This window comes from Novosphingobium lindaniclasticum LE124 (assembly GCF_000445125.1).
GTDB classification, from domain to species: domain Bacteria; phylum Pseudomonadota; class Alphaproteobacteria; order Sphingomonadales; family Sphingomonadaceae; genus Novosphingobium; species Novosphingobium lindaniclasticum.
Genome location: NZ_ATHL01000076.1, coordinates 282,833 through 299,703 on the forward strand (window position 1 = coordinate 282,833; position 16,871 = coordinate 299,703).

Annotated in this window: 13 protein-coding genes; 4 read left to right on the top strand and 9 right to left on the bottom strand. The window is 65.7% G+C overall.

The genetic code is table 11. The annotated features are described in order from the left end of the window. Nucleotides 1-50: 50 nt before the first annotated feature. The 8 genes from L284_RS36430 to L284_RS36465 all read right to left on the bottom strand — a co-directional run bounded on the left by L284_RS36430 (nt 51) and on the right by L284_RS36465 (nt 7,658). Nucleotides 51-884: a fumarylacetoacetate hydrolase family protein gene (locus tag L284_RS36430; protein WP_031342257.1), complete on the bottom strand. Its 834-nt coding sequence runs from the start codon at nt 882-884 to the stop codon at nt 51-53. A 46-nt stretch (nt 885-930) separates the two neighbouring features. Continuing rightward, the gene (locus L284_RS36435; RefSeq protein ID WP_021234273.1) at nt 931-1,827 is read right to left on the bottom strand and encodes a VOC family protein; all 897 of its coding nucleotides are present in this window, start codon (nt 1,825-1,827) and stop codon (nt 931-933) included. Further along, complete coding sequence (locus L284_RS36440) at nt 1,824-2,255, bottom strand: GlcG/HbpS family heme-binding protein (protein WP_021234274.1); 432 nt, start codon at nt 2,253-2,255, stop codon at nt 1,824-1,826. The genes L284_RS36435 and L284_RS36440 overlap by 4 nt, the downstream gene beginning before the upstream one ends. Continuing rightward, nucleotides 2,252-3,775, bottom strand: coding sequence for a bifunctional 3-(3-hydroxy-phenyl)propionate/3-hydroxycinnamic acid hydroxylase (locus L284_RS36445; protein ID WP_021234275.1), 1,524 nt, complete (start codon nt 3,773-3,775; stop codon nt 2,252-2,254). Before L284_RS36445 ends, L284_RS36440 begins: the two co-directional genes overlap by 4 nt. 107 nt (nt 3,776-3,882) lie before the next feature. Then, nucleotides 3,883-5,130 (bottom strand): amidohydrolase family protein, encoded by a 1,248-nt coding sequence (locus tag L284_RS36450; protein ID WP_021234276.1) that lies wholly within the window; start codon nt 5,128-5,130, stop codon nt 3,883-3,885. Nucleotides 5,131-5,227: 97 nt separating this feature from the next. After that, complete coding sequence (locus tag L284_RS36455) at nt 5,228-6,247, bottom strand: SMP-30/gluconolactonase/LRE family protein (protein ID WP_021234277.1); 1,020 nt, start codon at nt 6,245-6,247, stop codon at nt 5,228-5,230. After that, nucleotides 6,247-7,356, bottom strand: a complete 1,110-nt coding sequence (locus tag L284_RS36460) for a Gfo/Idh/MocA family protein (protein WP_021234278.1) — start codon at nt 7,354-7,356, stop codon at nt 6,247-6,249. Before L284_RS36460 ends, L284_RS36455 begins: the two co-directional genes overlap by 1 nt. A 35-nt stretch (nt 7,357-7,391) precedes the next feature. Continuing rightward, entirely contained in the window at nt 7,392-7,658 is a 267-nt protein-coding gene (locus L284_RS36465; RefSeq protein WP_021234279.1) for a helix-turn-helix domain-containing protein, read from the bottom strand. A 326-nt stretch (nt 7,659-7,984) separates the two neighbouring features. Here L284_RS36465 and L284_RS36470 point away from each other — a divergent pair, with 326 nt between their 5' ends. Then, entirely contained in the window at nt 7,985-9,331 is a 1,347-nt protein-coding gene (locus L284_RS36470) for a GntT/GntP/DsdX family permease (RefSeq protein WP_021234280.1), read from the top strand. Between the two features lie 37 nt (nt 9,332-9,368). Further along, the gene (locus tag L284_RS36475; protein ID WP_021234281.1) at nt 9,369-10,046 is read left to right on the top strand and encodes a FadR/GntR family transcriptional regulator; all 678 of its coding nucleotides are present in this window, start codon (nt 9,369-9,371) and stop codon (nt 10,044-10,046) included. Nucleotides 10,047-10,075: 29 nt separating this feature from the next. Here L284_RS36475 and L284_RS36480 read toward each other — a convergent pair whose 3' ends face one another. Next, nucleotides 10,076-10,561 (bottom strand): gluconokinase, encoded by a 486-nt coding sequence (locus L284_RS36480; RefSeq protein WP_040713356.1) that lies wholly within the window; start codon nt 10,559-10,561, stop codon nt 10,076-10,078. A gap of 216 nt (nt 10,562-10,777) precedes the next feature. Between L284_RS36480 and L284_RS36485 the strand changes: the two genes are divergently transcribed. Both L284_RS36485 and L284_RS36490 read left to right on the top strand, forming a co-directional pair. Beyond that, nucleotides 10,778-13,816: a glycosyl hydrolase family 28-related protein gene (locus tag L284_RS36485; protein ID WP_021234283.1), complete on the top strand. Its 3,039-nt coding sequence runs from the start codon at nt 10,778-10,780 to the stop codon at nt 13,814-13,816. A 57-nt stretch (nt 13,817-13,873) separates the two neighbouring features. Further along, a complete protein-coding gene (locus tag L284_RS36490) occupies nt 13,874-16,837 on the top strand; it encodes a TonB-dependent receptor plug domain-containing protein (RefSeq protein WP_407635844.1) in 2,964 nt (987 codons plus the stop codon). Nucleotides 16,838-16,871 lie beyond the last annotated feature (34 nt).

The following is a 16,871-nucleotide window of genomic DNA, read 5'->3' on the forward strand; positions in this document are numbered from 1 at the left end:
TCCCCTAAACGGATTGTTATTCGCTGCTTTTGTCAGTTGCCGTGCGACCGTCAGGTCTCGTCGATGACGGGATTGGTAAGCGTGCCGATTGCGCCAACGGAGACTTCCACGATGTCCCCGGCCTTCAGGTAAAGCGGCGGCTTGCGCTTGTCGCCGACCCCGCCGGGGGTGCCGCTGGCGATCACGTCGCCGGGCCTCAGGTCGGTGAAGGTCGAGCAATAGGCGATGACGGTGGGGATATCCCAGATCATGTCGGACACCGGCTGGTCCTGCACCAGTTCGCCGTTCACGCGGGTCTGCACGCGCTGCGAGGCGAGGTCTTCCACCTCCGAGGTGACCACCATCGACGGGCCGAAGCCACCGGTGCCGGGCCAGGTCTTACCGGGGGTGAACTGGATGTTGTGGCGCTGCCAGTCGCGGATCGAACCATCGTTGAACGGCGCGAAACCGGCTACGTGTTCCCATGCGTTCTCCGGCGCAATGCGGCGACCGCCCTTGCCGATGATGACCGCCAGTTCGCCTTCGTAGTCGAAGCGCTCGCTTTCGGGCGGGCGAACCATGGCCGCGCCATCGGCGACCAGGCTGTCTGCCCAGCGGGTGAAGATTGCCGGGTGTTCCTTCTGCTCGCGACCGGTCTCGGCAACGTGAGCGGCGTAGTTGAGGCCGACGCAGAGGATCTTTTCCGGGTTTGGAACCACCGGCAGCAACTTGACGGCGTCAGCGGCGAACTCACCGGTGGCGGGCAGCGCGGCAAGATCACCGGCCAGCACGTCCTTCAGCCAAACGTCGCCGCCGGATGCGCCCAGATCGATCACCTTTTCCCCGTCGAGGCGGCCGAAGCTCTTGGTGCCATCGGGACGTTCGAAACTGATGTAACGGTTCATGCTTAGTCTCCCTGCGCCCGCGTGTCTGGCGGCGGCGGTCAAATGGTCAGAGCGGCCCCGCTTCCCAGTCGCGGCGAAAGCGGAAGCGCTCCTCGGCGCGGCGAAGGCCCTCGAAATCCTTGTCGGACATGCCCCAATGGTCGATGCGGCCCGCTGGCCAGGTCCAATCGTCGGGCGCACCCACCTTATAGTCTTCCGGCACTTTCTCGACGGCGGTCGAGAACTCGATCACCGGGCCGAAGGGCGCGATGAAGTAGGCATAGACATTGGCGCCCGGCCCGTGACGGCCCGGCCCCCAGGCGGGGACCAGCGCATGGTCGCGCAGGCGGCCGATGCCGCGCATCACCGCATCCATGTCCTCCATCTCGAAGGCGACATGGTTGAGCGAGGCGAAGCCGGCGCGGGCGAAGGCTGTCGAGTGGTGGCTGTCGCTGCAGCGTACGAAGACCATGCCCTTGGTGCGGTCGGACACGCGGAAGCCGAGAACATCCTCCACGGCTGCTCCGCAGGCTTCGGCATCGGCGGCGTTGAACACGACATGGGTGAGCTTCACCGGCAAGTCGCGCCCGGCGATCGGCGCGACTTCGGCGGCATCGGTAAGGAAGCGCAGAATCGTGCCTTCGGGCAGTTCGACCAGCAGGCCGTGCCCGCCGCCGGGGTCTTTGCTGACGGTCGGGCTGGCGGCCCAGCCCGAGGCGGCGATGCGCGCCTTCAGCGCTTCGAGTTCCTCGGCCGTGCAAACGAAGGTGGTGGAGCGAACGAATTCGTCCTCGGACTTCTCGAAGGCGACGAGGTAGGGGAACGGGCCGGAGCCGCGCAGGTAAAGCCTATCGCCATTGGCCCCGGCTTTCGTCTCGGCGGGGGCCATGCCCCAGATTTCCGTCATGAACGTGGCGGCGGCGGCCGGATCGGGCAGCGCCAGTTCGATGCTGCGCAGTTTCATGGCTGTTGCTCCTGAAGATAACCCGCCGCTCGGATACCCGCGCGGGCGCAGTCGGCGTCGCACTCGCCGGTATCGCCGCTGACGCCAACGGCGCCGATCAGAGTGCCGGCGGCATCGCGGATCACCACCCCACCCGGCGAGAACGCGATGCGGCCGCCGACGGCAGCGGTGACGCTTTGAAAGAAGGTGGGATTGCCCTTCGCCCGCTCAGCCAGGACGGCGGTATCCGCGTCCATGCCCGCGGCGCCCTCGGCCTTGGCCCTGGCGATGTCGAAGCGATAGAGGCTGGCGCCGTCCTCGCGCGCGAAGGCGACCGGGTGCGCGCCTGCATCGAGCACTATCACCGCAAGCGGCTTCGCATTGCGGGCCCGCGCTTCGGCAAGGGTTCCGGTGATCATGGTCTGGGCCTGAGCCAGCGTCAAAGTCATGCGGCAAGTTCCCGGTGGCTGAAAAGCTGGGCGGCGCGGGCGGCAAGCAGGTCTTCGGCGCTGTGGCTGGCGCTGCCGAAGACGTAGTGATCGGGGCGGACGAGCACGGCATCCACGCCATGATCGTCGAGCCATGCCGTCACCGCGCCATTGTCCGGCAGAGTGCTGGCGGCGATGCGCGTGACGCCTGCCGCCCTGCCGGGCACCGCGTCGTCGCGGACGAACAGGCGCCAGTCGCCGCCGGTCAGGTCGTCGAGCTTGCGACCATCGGCCAGCACCGGCTGCACGAAGCGCGCGCCCGCGCCCGAGGTGCCGGGCAGGAGCACGCCCTCGGCAATCGCCGGGATCAGATCGTGCGCGGTCTCGCCGGACTTCTGCCGGGCTTCCTCGCGAATGTGGGCATCGCGCAGAGCGGCTTGGGCGGGATCGAGTTCGCAGATGTAGCGCCCGGCCGCGACCGCCGCGCCGATCACCGCGCGGACATGCGGATCGCGCTCGCCCTGGTAGCTGCCCAGCAGGGAAGCGTCGGCGCCCTCGTTTGCGACCGCGTCCATCTTCCACGCGAGATTGGCGACGTCGCGTAGCCCATGGCACATGCCCTGGCCGAAGAACGGCGGCGTCTGGTGCGCGGCGTCTCCGGCAAGGAACACGTTGCCGACCTGCCACTGGTGGGCGACGAGGCCGTGGAAGCGATAGGTCGCGGCGCGCACGATCTTGTGCGGCACGTCCGCCATCCACGCGCCGACGAGTTCGGCCACCTTTTCAGGGTGCGACATCGCGGCATCGTCCTCGCCGGGAAGCAGCATGAATTCCCAGCGGCGATGGTCGCGGCGGCCGGGAACGACGGTGGCCGGACGCGCGGGATCGCACATCATCACCGAGAGGTGCTGGAGGTCCGCGCCCTCCGGCACGCCGGAAAACGGCGGAAACGAGACGGGGCCTTCCACTTCGGCATCGACGACCAGCCAGGGTTCCTCGAACCGGAGGTCGTCCAGTTCCGCGCCCAGCACTTTGCGCACGCTGCTGCGGGCGCCGTCGCAGGCGATCACCCAGCGGGTATGCGCCGTGGCCGGTCCGTCTCCATCGAGATAGTCGACCGTCACGCCGCCTGCATCCTGCGACAGCCCGGTGAAACTGGCGCCCAGCTTCAACGCGACGTTCGGCATTGCCGCAAAGCCCTGGCGCAAGTGCGCTTCGAGTTCGGGCTGGTAGAAGAAGTAGTCGTTGGCCCACCCGAACGGACGCGGCTTGCCCACCGTGCCCATGTAGCGGATCACGCCACGGTCGGCGCCGATGTGCAGGTGGCCGTCGGTGGCGATCATGTCGCCCTCCACGCGGCCGATCACCCCGGCCGACTGGAACAGGCGCATCATCTCGTGATCGAGATGGACCGCGCGCGGCAGCGGGTAGTGTTCCAGTTCCCGTTCGAGAACCAGCACCTGAAGCCCTTTCAGGCCAAGAAGGTTCGCGGCCAGCGCGCCCACCGGGCCGCAGCCTACGACAACCACGTCGTACGACATCTTGTAAGACCCTGTTCCAGAGCGGTTTCCGATCCGACTGCATCGGATCAACCACTCCAACTTTCTGGTTTAACGCATTTTCCGAGTCATCAGGCGAATTCACCTGATTAGAAAATGCTCTGATCCGTGGTTACGATTTCGGCAGGCGCCTTGTGGAACGCCCCGCCCTTCATGATCATCGTCAACCGGTCCTTGTCCTGCAGGATCGCCACGTCCGCAGTGGGATCGCCGTCGACCAGCAGCAGGTCGGCCAGCCAACCCTCCTTCACTAACCCGACCTCCAGCCCCATCAGTTCGCCGCCGTACTGGGTGGCGGAGCGCAGCGCCTCGGCAGGCGTGAAGCCGTAGTGCCGGACGAAATGGTCCAGATCGCGCGCATTGCGGCCATGTGGATTGAACGGAAAGCCGTAGTCGCCTCCGATCAGGATGCGCACGCCGCGCGCCTTCAGCTCGGGCACCAGCTTGCCTTCCAGACCCATGCGCACCTTCGCGCTGGCCTTCATGTGGGTCATATCGACATGCGGCGGCGGGCTGGCCTCGATCGCGGCGATCGAAACGCCGGGCCCGGGGGCGTAGAATAACCTGTCCTTGTCCGCGGCCATGCGCTCGATGGCGGCCTCGTCGGCGAACGAGCAGTGATAGAGAATGCGCGCCCCGGCATCGAGCGCCAGGCCGATGGCTTCGGGCGAATACGTGTGCGCGGCGATCCACAGGCCCGCCTCGCGCGCGGCCTCACCGGCCGCTTCCAGTTCCTCGCGGGTGTAGAGCACGTCCATCGCCGAGTTCGGCTTGAGCGCATCCTCGCCGGAGACCACCAGCTTGATCGACTGGACGCCCTCGTCCTTGCAGTAGGCGACGAACTTGCGCATCGCCTCCGGCCCGCGGCCGTTGAACACATCGCCGGTATCGACGCTTTCGTCGCCTTCCGGGCTGCGTTCGAGCGTCGATGGCACCAGGCGCGGACCCGGCGTCTCCCCCGTAGCGATGGCAGCCGCGAGTTGCGGCTCGATCATGTCCCCCAGCGCACCGGCCGAGTAGATCGAGGTGAAGCCATGGTCGAGCAGCACCCGCGCATTGCGCCAGGCTGCGACCTTGAGTTCGTCAGGCGACAAGATGAACTGGTGGTAGATCTTCTCGACCGAAGAACCCCAGGTGAGATGCGTATGGGCATCGACCAGACCGGGCATCAAGGTCATGCCCCCACCATCGATCACGACATCCGCCTGCTCGCTCGCCAGCGCCTTGCCCCCGAGTACGACGCGGGCGATACGCTCGCCATCGATCAGGACAGCGCCGGCCTGCGGCGCGGAGCCGCTGCCGTCGAAAATGGAAACCTGGCGGATCAGTGTCCGCATCGCATTCTCTCCCGCGTTATCTTTTGCTTGAGAGAGCTATAATGCTTGGCGGCGCCTCACGTAAAATAATGATTTTTCCATTCGCCATAGCCACAGACTATGGCTGATCGTTCACCAGAGGAACCATGGCCAGACTGTCGGACGATGTCAGGAACAACGACTTGCCGCCCTGCCCGATGGCGCAATTGGCCACAGCCTTTCCGGTCTCGATCACGCCAAGCCGCCGGCCTTGCGCCGTACAGACATGGACGCCGCCCGGTCCGGTGGCAAAGACATGTCCGGTGGCCGCCACCTTGATGCCGTCCGGCAAGCCGGGACGGCCCGCGGCAAGATCGGCGCGCATGTCCAGGAAACGGCGCGGCTCACCGGCGATACCCTCAGCGCTCAAGGTATAGGCCAGGACTTCCGGCTGCTTTTCGTCCGAAAGCGCGAGGTAGAGCGTGCGCTCGTCAGGCGAGAGCGCAACACCGTTGGGACGGCGGTGACGCCGATCGAGCAGATGGAGCACGCCGTCCGGCGAGAGGCGATAGAGGCCGCACCACGGCAGTTCGCGAAGCGGCGACTCGTCTCCTTCCGCAAGCCCGTAAGTGGGATCGGTGAAGTAGATCGCGCCGGATTTCGACACGCAGAGGTCGTTGGGGCTGTTGAAACGCTTTCCTTCGAAGCGATCCGCCAGCGTTTCCCTGTTGCGAGAAGCGATGTCTATCCGCACGATCGCCCGCGTACCGCTGTCCGCCCCGATGAGTCTTCCCCCGGTATCGAGCGCGAGGCCGTTGAGTCCCGGCTCCCGGATGCCGGCCGGGACCGGCGACTGTAGCCCCGAGGGGCTCAGGAAAACTCCGAGGCCCGCTTTGGCGCTCCAGCGGTGAACGGTGTTGCGGCCGGGATCACCGAAGAGAAGGCAGCTTTCCGCCGGCACCCATACCGGCCCTTCCGCCCACCGAAACCCCGAGGCGAGCCGCTTTACTGCCGCATCCGGCGCGACGATCCCGTCGAGTTCGGGATCGAGGCGGCGTATGGCACCGAAAGCCGGCTCGCTTGCCTCGGCATGGGCGCTGCGCAGCAAGGGCGTCATCGCAAGTCCCGCCAGCCCGGCCAGTGCACCGCGCCGATCCATCAGGCTGTCAGTTCAACCGTGCGGCGCTCCGCCGCCGAGCGATAGATCGCCTCGATCACGCGCATGTCCGCAAGCCCCTCTTCGCCGGCAACCACCGGCGTCGCTCCCGTCAGCACGCATTCGGCCATATGGTCGAGCTGCGCCGCGAACTGGTTGCGCACAGGCGGCGGCAGCGTTCTGGGTGCAGTGACCCCGTCCTTGCGGATCGTCATCGTCTGCCCGGTGTACGGGGTGGCAGGCTCCAGCCCGATCCAGCCCTGCGTTCCGATCACCCGGTAGCCGTTGTGAGCGGAACTGTAACTGGAGATGCAGTTCGCCTGCACACCCGAAGGGAAACGCAGCACGAAGCTGATGCGGTCCTCCACGCTGCGGAAGCGGGGATCGGCGCGATCGGTGGACTCCACCGCGCTGACTTCCACGGGCTCTTCACCCGTGAGGTATCTTGCCGCATTGAGGCTGTAGATGCCGATGTCCATCATCGAGCCGCCCCCGGAGAGCGCCTTGTCGAGCCGCCACTGATCGGGCTTGATGGGGAAACCATGCTCGGCGGTGATCAGGCGGGTGGGGCCGACATGCCCGCCGCGAGCCAGTTCGATCGCCAACCGGTTGTAGGGTTCGAAGCGGGAGCGGTAGCCGATCATCAGCTTGGTGCCCGCCTTGTGGCAGGCCGCGATCATGGTCCGGCATTCGGCCACGGAGCTTGCCATCGGCTTTTCGCAGAGAACGTGCTTGCCCGCCTGTGCGGCGCGAACGGTATATTCCGCATGAAGACTATTGGGCAGGATCACGTAGACGACATCGATATCCGGATTGTCGCGAATACGGTCGAACTGGGCGTAGCTGTACCGGTGCGTCTGTGGGATACCGTATTCGGCACCGTACTTCTCGAGTTTGGACGGCGTGCCGCTGACCAGGGCGACGAGGCGCGCATGATCGCATCCCCCGAAGTTCGGCATGATCTGCCGGGTTGCGTAAGAGCCGAGACCGACTACCGCGTAGCCGATCTTGCGCGTGGTTGCCAAAGCCGGCGACGAGAGCCCGGGCATGATGCCGGATGCCGCCAGCCCAACACCGATACCAAGCACTTCGCGCCGCGTTCCCGTAGACATCACGCAGTCCTTTCCTTGGAACCTGTCCGCTAGGATCAGGCGGCAGCCAGACGTCCGGCTGCGATCGCGACCTGCGTTCGATTGCGGACGTTGAGCTTGCGCATCAGCGCCGTCATGTGAACCTTCACCGTCGCCTCGGCTATGCCGAGTTCGTAGGCGATCTGCTTGTTCAGCAGGCCGGACCGCACGCAGCGCAGGACCTTGAGCTGGGTCGGCGTGAAATAAAGCGGTTCGGCCGGAGCCTCGCGCGCAGCGACATCCTGATTGACGGGAACCGTGCACAGATCTGCAACGAGGTGCATCTCTTCTCTCCCTAGGTGACTCGTTTCTTGTGGCGCCGCGGATCGAGCCTTCGAATTCGAGACTCTGCCGTGCCGGAGTTCGTTGCTGACTGTAATAATGGAATCAGTCTGACAGGTTCAAGCAAAAATTCGCCGAGTATCCGAAATTATCTAGAATTGGCCGATCTTGGAGCTATAACCTGTCCAACAGATTTGGACTGCCCTGGCAGGCCTGTCAAAAAGCAAAGACAAAGGGAGAGACGAGGGATGACGCCATCATTTCGTCCAGCAGCGTGCTTCGGCCCGTGGAAGAATGCCCGATCCCCCCTGCGCGAATCGGCCAAGCGATGACCCCGGAAGACATCAGGCTGGTGCTGTCGGCGATCGCCGGCATCGCGCTTTCCATCGCGCTCATCGTCCGGGGCCGTCTTCACCCCTTCGTAGGCCTGCTCTGCGGGGCCTTTACGGTGGGGATCCTCGCCGGGATCCCCCTGGAAGAGACGGCCAAGTCCGTCGAGAAAGGCGCCGGCGCAATCCTCGGCGGGACCGGGCTCGTGGTCGCGCTCGGTCTGGGGCTCGGCGCCATGCTGCAGCTTTCCAATGGCGCAGCCGGGTTGGCTCATGCCGCATTGAGAGTGTCCGGCGTGAAGGGGGCACCCTGGGCCAGCCTGTTCACCGCGCTCCTGATCGGCTTGCCCCTGTTCTTCGAGACCGGCCTCGTTCTCCTACTGCCGATCGTGGCCTCGGCTGCCGCCGCGCTGCCCAAGGGCATGGACGATGACGAATCCAAGCTGCGGTTGATGCTGCCGGCATTGTCAGGGCTTTCCGTGGTCCATGCGCTGGTCCCGCCCCATCCAGGGCCGCTGCTGGCGGTCAACGCTCTGGGCGCGAATCTCGGACTTACCCTGGCCTACGGTCTGCTGATCGGCATCCCCACCGCCATCATCGCCGGCCCGGTCCTCGCCCGCTTCACGGCGCGGGGAGTCAAGCTCAGCCCGCCCCTTCTGGCCCCCGAGACGATCGACATGGCGACGCCCTCGGTCGGCCGGGCCTTGACCGCCGTGCTGCTGCCGGTGGTGCTTATCGCAGCGGGACAGGCGGTGGCCATCGCTCCGCCCGCGATCGCCGGCGGACTGGAGTGGCTCACCTGGGTCAGCGATCCGGTTGTCGCCCTGCTCCTGGCCAACCTCTTCGCTCTGCCGCTGCTGTTCGGCAAACGGCTGGGCGAGCGCCGCATCCAGGACTCGATCTGGCTGGAAGCCATGGCGCCCGCCGGAGGTATCCTGCTTGCGATCGGCGCCGGCGGTGCGCTCAAGCAAGTGCTCGTCACTGCAGGCCTTTCGGACATGCTCGTACGCCTGGCCGGAAACGGGGCCATCTCGCCCCTCCTGCTCGCCTGGGGGGTCTCGGTCTGCATCCGCCTGGCCACCGGTTCCGCGACCGTCGCCACGATCACCACCGCCGGCGTCATGGAAGGACTGGTCGCGGCTTCCGGAGTCGAACCCGAATGGATGGTCCTGGCCATCGGTGCCGGATCGCTGTTCTTCTCCCACGTCAACGATCCGGGCTTCTGGCTGGTGAAAAGCTATCTCGGCACCGACATGCCGGGTACGTTCCGCACCTGGTCGATCATGGAAACCGTCGTGGCAGTGGTCGGCCTGCTGCTCGTACTTGCGGCCAGCAGCGTTCTCTAACAAAGGCGCGCGCGGTGACCGGCAGACAGGAGCTACGATGAACCAGCCCCGGCTTTCCGATCATGCCTATGCAGGCATCGTCGAGCTGATCAAGTCGAAGGATCTGGAGGTCGGCGCGCGGCTGCCTTCCGAGGCAGGCCTTGCGGAGATGTTCGGCGTATCGCGCGCGATCGTGCGAGAGGCCCTGGTGCGTCTGGCCTCGGACGGCATCACCGAAGCACGCCGCGGTGCCGGCTCTTTCGTGAAGAGCCGGCCTTCCGAACGGCTGGCGGCGTTCATGCCGATGAGCGAGCTTCCTGCAACGCTCGGCAGCTACGAAGTGCGCTTCGTCCTGGAAGCGGAGGCAGCGCGGCTGGCCGCGACGCGGCGCAGTTCGCTGGAAATGGCCCATGTCGACGAAGGCATGGACATGCTGCGCGAGGCGCTGCTTTCCAATGCGCCCGCCCATGACGAGGACATGGAGCTGCACCGGCGCATCGCCGCTGCCACCGGCAATCCGGCCTTCCTGATCGCCTTCGACGCGCTATGGTCCGACGTCGAGAAGATCATGCGCGCGGGGGTGGACATATCCCGTTCGCGGCCCCCGGAGGTAATTGCCACCATGCTGCGCGAACACGAATTGATCGTAGGGGCCATCCGGGCGCAGGACGCCGAGGGCGCAGCCTTGGCGATGCGCTGGCACCTCTGGGAAGGTCGGCGGCGCCTGATGCCCTGAAACGACGCGCTGAAGCATCGCTCTCGAGGTCATTCGGAGCGGAGCTGGCTGAGAATGATGTCCCGCAGGATCTCCGGCGCCTGATTACTGGTCAGCACAACGGCCTTTTCGCCGGCCAAGGGCGCCTCCAGGGTGGCGAGCTGGCTGTCGAGCAGGCTGGCGGGCATGTAGTGTCCAGGGCGGCTTTCAAGCCGCGCCCAGAGGTTTTCCCGGCTGGCTTCCAGCAGCACGAACCGCGCAGGCGCACCGATCGCGCGGCGCAAGCGGTCGCGATAGACGAAACGTAGCGCCGAGCAGGCGACGATCGCCTGTCCCCGGTCCTCGACGGCCTGGTCCGCCGCCGCGCCCAGCCGGTCCAGCCAGGGCCAGCGATCCTCATCGGTCAGCGGGCGTCCGGCGCGCATCTTCTCCACCGCTTCGGGCGAATGGAACGCATCGCCTTCGAGAAACACGCAGTCCAGCGCTTCGGCCAGCAGCGCGCCGAGCGTGGACTTGCCACAACCGCTGACGCCCATGACGATGATGGCGCCGGAAACTTCGGCGACGCTTCCTGAGGATTTTGACAAAATCGGGGTCCTTGCAGCCCGGCGACGGCGCAATGCGCATCGCAATGATGGGCGAGCTATACGGGCGCAGGCTGTCGGCTGGAAACTACGACCTTTGTCGCAAGTGCCAAGCCCTCACGCCCGCATTAGCAAAGGGCAATAGAGAAATCCGGCAGGGAGACGGCAATGATCGGACGGGGTGCATGGGTGACGGCATTGCTGGCGGCGAGCGCCCTTGTTCCGCTGGCGCCCGCGCAGGCGGCCGGTTCCTCCGTGTTTACCACCGCGCCCAACGAACCCCGCGCCGTGACCGTGAAGGCGGCCGGAGACGGGCGCACCGACGATACGGCTGCAATCCAGGAAGCGCTCGACAAGGCTCGCGACGCGGGCGGGCACGGCATGGTGTTCCTGCCGTCCGGCCGATACCGGATCACCCGCACGCTGGTGGTTCCAGCAGGGGTCCGGGTCTATGGCGTAGGGCAGGAGCGTCCGACCATCCTTCTCGCCCCCCGCACGCCGGGCTTCCAGAAGGGTGTCTCGACCATGATCGTCTTCGCCGGAGACGATCAATACGCGGTGGGCGATGTGCCCGTGCCGGTGCCCACCGTGGTGCCGCGCAACAAGGTCGTGCGCGATGCCAATTCCGGCACGTTCTACTCGGCCATGAGCAATCTCGACATCGAGATCGGCGAAGGCAATCCCGCCGCTGCCGGGGTGCGCTTCCGTATGGCCCAGCACGCGTTTCTCAGCCACATGGACTTCCGCCTGGGTTCGGCCTTCGCCGGTGTCTACCAGGCCGGGAACGTCATCGAGAACGTCCACTTCCACGGCGGCCGCTATGGCATCGTCACCGAGAAGACCTCTCCCGCCTGGCAGTTCACCCTGCTCGACTCCAGCTTCGAGGGGCAGCGCGATGCTGCCATCCGCGAGCATGAAGTGGGCCTGACCATGGTCAACGTCGTGATTCGCGACACCCCGGTCGGGATCGAGGTCGATCGCGGTTACGGCGACTCCCTTTGGGGCAAGGACGTGCGGTTCGAGAACGTCAGCAAGGCCGGCGTCGTCATTTCGAACGAGAATAACGTCTTCACGCAGATCGGTTTCGAGAATGCGCTTGCCAGCGGCACCCCCGTCTTCGCGCGCTTCCGCGAGAGCGGGCGCACGGTGGTAGGCAAGGGCCCGGCCTACAAGGTTTCGGACTTCTCCTATGGCCTCGCGGTTCCCTCGCTCGGCAGGGACGGTGCCTATGCGACGAAGGCGGATATCGAGGGGCTTCCCGCCCTCCCCGCCCCGCGCAAGGGTGCGATCCGCGATCTGCCGTCGATGACGGAATGGGTCGACGTGCGCAGCCAGGGCGCCGTGGGCGATGGTTCCGCCGACGATACGGCTGCCATCCAGCGGGCGATAGACGCGAACCGCGTGCTCTATTTCCCCGCGGGCTTCTACAAGGTGACCAACCGCCTGACCCTGCGGCCGGACAGCGTGCTGATCGGCCTGCACCCTGCGATGACGCAGCTTTACATTCCGGACGGCAACGCCGCCCATGCCGGTCTTGGCGCAGTCCTGCCGATCCTCGAAAGTCCGCGCGGCGGCGACAACGTGCTCTCCGGCCTCGGCCTGTTCACCGGCCGCGTCAATCCGCGCGCCAGCGCCCTTCTCTGGCGCTCGGGCGAGAACAGCTTGGTAGAGGACGTGAAGATCATGGGCGGCGGCGGCACGCCCACGGCGGACGGCAAGCCGCTGGGTACGCTTTCCGCGCGCAGCGGCGATCCCGTGGCCGACGGCCGCTGGGACGCGCAATATCCCAGCATCTGGGTGACGGAGGGCGGCGGCGGCACTTTCGCGGACGTGTGGAGCCCGAACACGTTCGCCCAATCCGGCTTCATGGTGACGGACACCAGCACCCCAGGCCACGTCTACGAGATGTCCGTCGAGCACCATGCCCGCAACGAGATCGTGCTCGACAATGTGCAGAACTGGGAATTCCTGGCACCGCAGACCGAGCAGGAAGTGGGTGACGGCCCGGACGCGATCTCGCTGGAAATCCGCAACTCGCGCAATCTGCTGTTCGCCAACTACCACGCCTACCGCGTGACGCGCAGCTATCACCCGGCACGCAGCGCCGCGAAGCTGTTCAACTCCAGCGAGATCCGGTTCCGCAACGTCCACGTCAATGCCGAGAGCGGCTATGCGACTTGCGACGACGAAGGCTGCGGCACCTTCCTACGGGCCAGCAAATACCCGTTCGACAACGCAATAGAGGACGTGACCGGCAAGAGCGTCGTGCGCGAAAGGGAGTTCGCCAGCCTCGATATCGGAAAAAGCGGCACTGCTGCCCCCGCCGCCGCGACATCGTCCATGCCAGTAGAGAAGCTGGCCCAAGGCTTCTGGTCGATCTCCGGCGCGGCCACCGACCCACAGGGCGCGCTCTACTTCATCGACCGGCGCTTCCAGCGCATCCATCGCTGGTCCGGCGAACGGGGGCTGGAAGTGGTGCGCGACAATGCGCTCGATCCGGTAAATCTGGCGGTGGACGCCTCCAGCCATCTGCTGGTGCTGTCTTCGCTGGGCGCCAAGGCGGGGGTCTATTCGATCGACCCCAACGGTCCCAAGGACCAGATGACGGTGATCGCGCCTACACCGGTTCGCAGCAAGCCTGCCACACGCACGCTGCTGCCGGTCAACTGGTGGGTCAACGGCGAGTTTCGCGACCAGCTCGACCACAAGACCTACCGGTTCACCACCCTGGCCGAGTTGTTCGCGCAGGATGCCGGTTCCGCCAAGGCGCAGGAATACGTCTCTCCCGATGGCAGTCTGGCGCTGCCGGCGTTCCGTGTGTGGCAGCAGGGACCGGTCGATCATGTCGGCTGGCGCTGGTCGCACAGCCTGAATGCCAACGGCCTGATTTCGGGTCGGCCGGGCGAGCGGGTCTTCGTCACCAATGGCTCCGAGAACGTGACCTATAGCGCCGCTGTCGCTGCGGGCGGCGCTCTGCGGGATCTCAAACCGTTCGCCGATCGCGGCGGAGAAAGCGTTGCCGTGGACCGGCAGGGCCGGGTCTACGTCGCCAACGGGCAGGTCTACGTTTACGGGCCCGATGGCAAGGAGCAGCGCCGCATCGATGTGCCCGATCGGCCGCTCCAGATCCTGTTCGGCGGCGCGGACGGCAGCACGCTGTTCATCCTGACGCACCACGCACTCTACGCCGCGACCATACGAGAATAAGCAGGGTCGCCCATGGGAAGGGACGGCCAAGAAGAAAAAGGGGAAGGATCGATGAAAATGAGGACAGTCATTCAACGCCAGCGCGCCGGAGCAAGCCTCGTCGCGCTCGTGGCCGTATCGCTCGCAGGTGCCGCCCAGGCGCAGGAGCAGAGCACAGACGCTCAGGCGTCGGTTCAGGCACCCGCAGAACCGGTTTCGGAGCGCCAGGCCTCGGAAATCGTCGTCACCGGCTCTCGCATCACCACCAGCGGCTTCAATGCGCCCACGCCCACGACGGTCATCGGCGAGGAGCAGATCGCCGCCAACGCCCAGCCGAACATCTTCACCACCATTGCCCAGTTGCCCTCACTCCAGGGCTCTACCGGCGCCTCCACCGGCACGTTCAGCACCTCGAGCGGTCAGCAGGGCCTCAGTTCCTTCTCGCTGCGCGGCCTCCAGCCGATCCGCACCCTGACCCTGCTCGACGGGCAGCGGGTGGTCGGCGCCAACGTCACCGGCGTGCCGGACATCAGCATGTTCCCGCAGCTGCTGGTGAAGCGGGTGGACGTGGTGACGGGCGGCGCTTCGGCCTCCTACGGCTCGGACGCGGTCGGCGGTGTAGTCAATTTCATCACTGACACCCGCTTCGAAGGCTTCAAGGGCAATATCCTCGGCAGCATCACCAAGTATGGTGACGATGAAACTGCACTGGTACAGGCGGCCTGGGGCAAGTCGTTCCTCGACGACCGCCTGCATGTGGTCGTCAGCGGCGAGTACGATCACGAGGGCGGCGTCGGCGCGGGCGACTTCGGCACCGATCTTGCCGGCAGCCGCGACTGGTATCGCGCCACCACGCTGATGAACACCGGCCAGACCAACAACGGGTTGCCGCAGTTCAACTATCGCGACTATGCGCAGCCCTACCAGTATGCCCGCTACGGCCTGATCAACAACGGCCCGCTCCAGGGCATCGCCTTTGACGCCAACGGCACCCCCTACAACTTCAACTACGGCTCGAACGGACAGCCGCTGGGCAACGGGCAGGTCAGCAACTGCTTTCGCGGCAACAGCTTCTGCGAAGGCGGCGATCTGTCCGGCGCACCGGGTTCGGGCGCCTCGCTCAAGTCCGCGCTGGAGCGCATCAACGGCTATGGCCGCATCGGCTATGACTTTGCCGAGAACAACGAAGCCTACGTCACCGTCAACATCGCGCAAGTGAAGACCGACAACCAGCCCAGCCCGGGTTACAACCGCGGTTCGCTGACGGTGCAGTGTGCCAATCCGTTCCTGCCGCAACTGGTGCGCGACCGCTGCGCCGCGGCGGGCATCACCAGCTTCGGCTTCGGCAGCGCCAACGCCTCGTTCCCCGATCCGCGCGTCTACACCGATCGCAAGCAATACCGCTTCGTGGGAGGCCTCAAGGGCAAGTTCGATCTTGGCGGCACGAACTGGAACTATGACGCCTATTACGAGCACGGCATCACCATCTCCGACATCAGGGTCCGCGATATCGTGCTGCAGAACCGCTACGTTGCGGCGACCAATGCGATCACGCTAAATGGCGCCATCGTCTGCGCCGATCCGGTCGCGCGCGCCAATGGCTGTCAGCCCATCAACATCTTCGGCAACTTTGCGCCGTCCGCCTCCGCGCTCGCTTACGTCGCGCCGCATGAAAACGGCCCGTTCCAGCATACAAAGCTGACGCAGGATGTGCTGAGCGCAAACATCTCGGGCAATCCCTTCGACTCCTGGGCTGGCCCCGTTTCAGTGGCTTTCGGCGGCGAGTACCGCCGCGAATTCTACCGCGTGAACGCCGATCCCTACGGCGCCGGCGTGTCCGACATCAGCCCCAACAGCGCCGACTACCCGGCCGATCCGCTGCTCAACTCCACCCTGGGCAGCAACTGGGCAGCGGGCAACTACAAGAACGGCCGCGGCAAGTACGAAGTCTACGAAGGCTATGTCGAGGTCGACCTGCCGCTGCTCAACAGCGACTCCATCGGCCGTGCCAACCTCAACGGCGCGGCCCGCGCCACCCACTACAGCACGTCGGGCACAGTCTGGACCTGGAAGATCGGAGGCACCTGGGACACCCCGCTCGATGGCATACGCCTGCGCGCCGTGACCTCGCGCGACGTTCGCGCGCCGAACCTTTCCGAACTCTTCGCCGCACCCACCGTCACCACGGTGCCGAACTTCAACGATCCGTTCCGCAACCAGGCGGTGCAGATCTTCCAGAACACGATCGGCAACACGGCGCTCCAGCCCGAGGTAGCGCGCAATACCGAACTCGGCATCGTGCTGTCGCGGCCCTCGTGGCTGCCCGGCCTCAGCCTCTCGTTCGACTACTACCGCATCAAGCTGGATGGCGTGGTTTCCACCCTCTCGGCCGACCAGATCGTGCGGTTCTGTTTCGACGGCAACCAGGCCTTCTGCGGCGGTTTCCAGCTGGACGGGCCGCAGGGCACCAACTTCGTCAACGTCCAGCCGTTCAACCTCGCCTCGTGGAAGACCAGCGGCTTCGATATCGAGGCCAGCTACCAGTGGCAGCAGCCGCTGGGCCTGCCGGGCAACTTCACCCTTCGCGCGCTGGCCACGCACATCCAGAAGTTCATCGTCAACGCCGGCATAGCGGGCGTCGATCCGATCGACCAGGCGGGCAACAATGCAGGCGCCACGCCCGACTGGAAATGGCTGGCGGTGCAGACCTACGACAGCGACCGCTTCAGCCTGACCGTGCAGGAACGCTGGATCAGCGACGGCACGTTCGGCAACCAGTATGTCGTGTGCCAGACGTCCTGCCCGGTCTCGACCGGCAACCATCCGACGATCGACTACAACACGATGAAGGGCGCCTTCTACGTGGACATCGGCGCGACCTTCAAGTTCAGCGAGAACCTCCAACTCTACGGCAAGATCGACAACCTGTTCGACAAGGATCCCACCGCTTCGCCGCAGACCAATACCGGGCTGGACGTCAACCCGGCGCTCTACGACACCTTGGGCCGGATCTACCGCGCCGGTATCCGCTTCAATTTCTAACCTACCTTGCCGTCGGCATCGTCCCGGAGCAAGT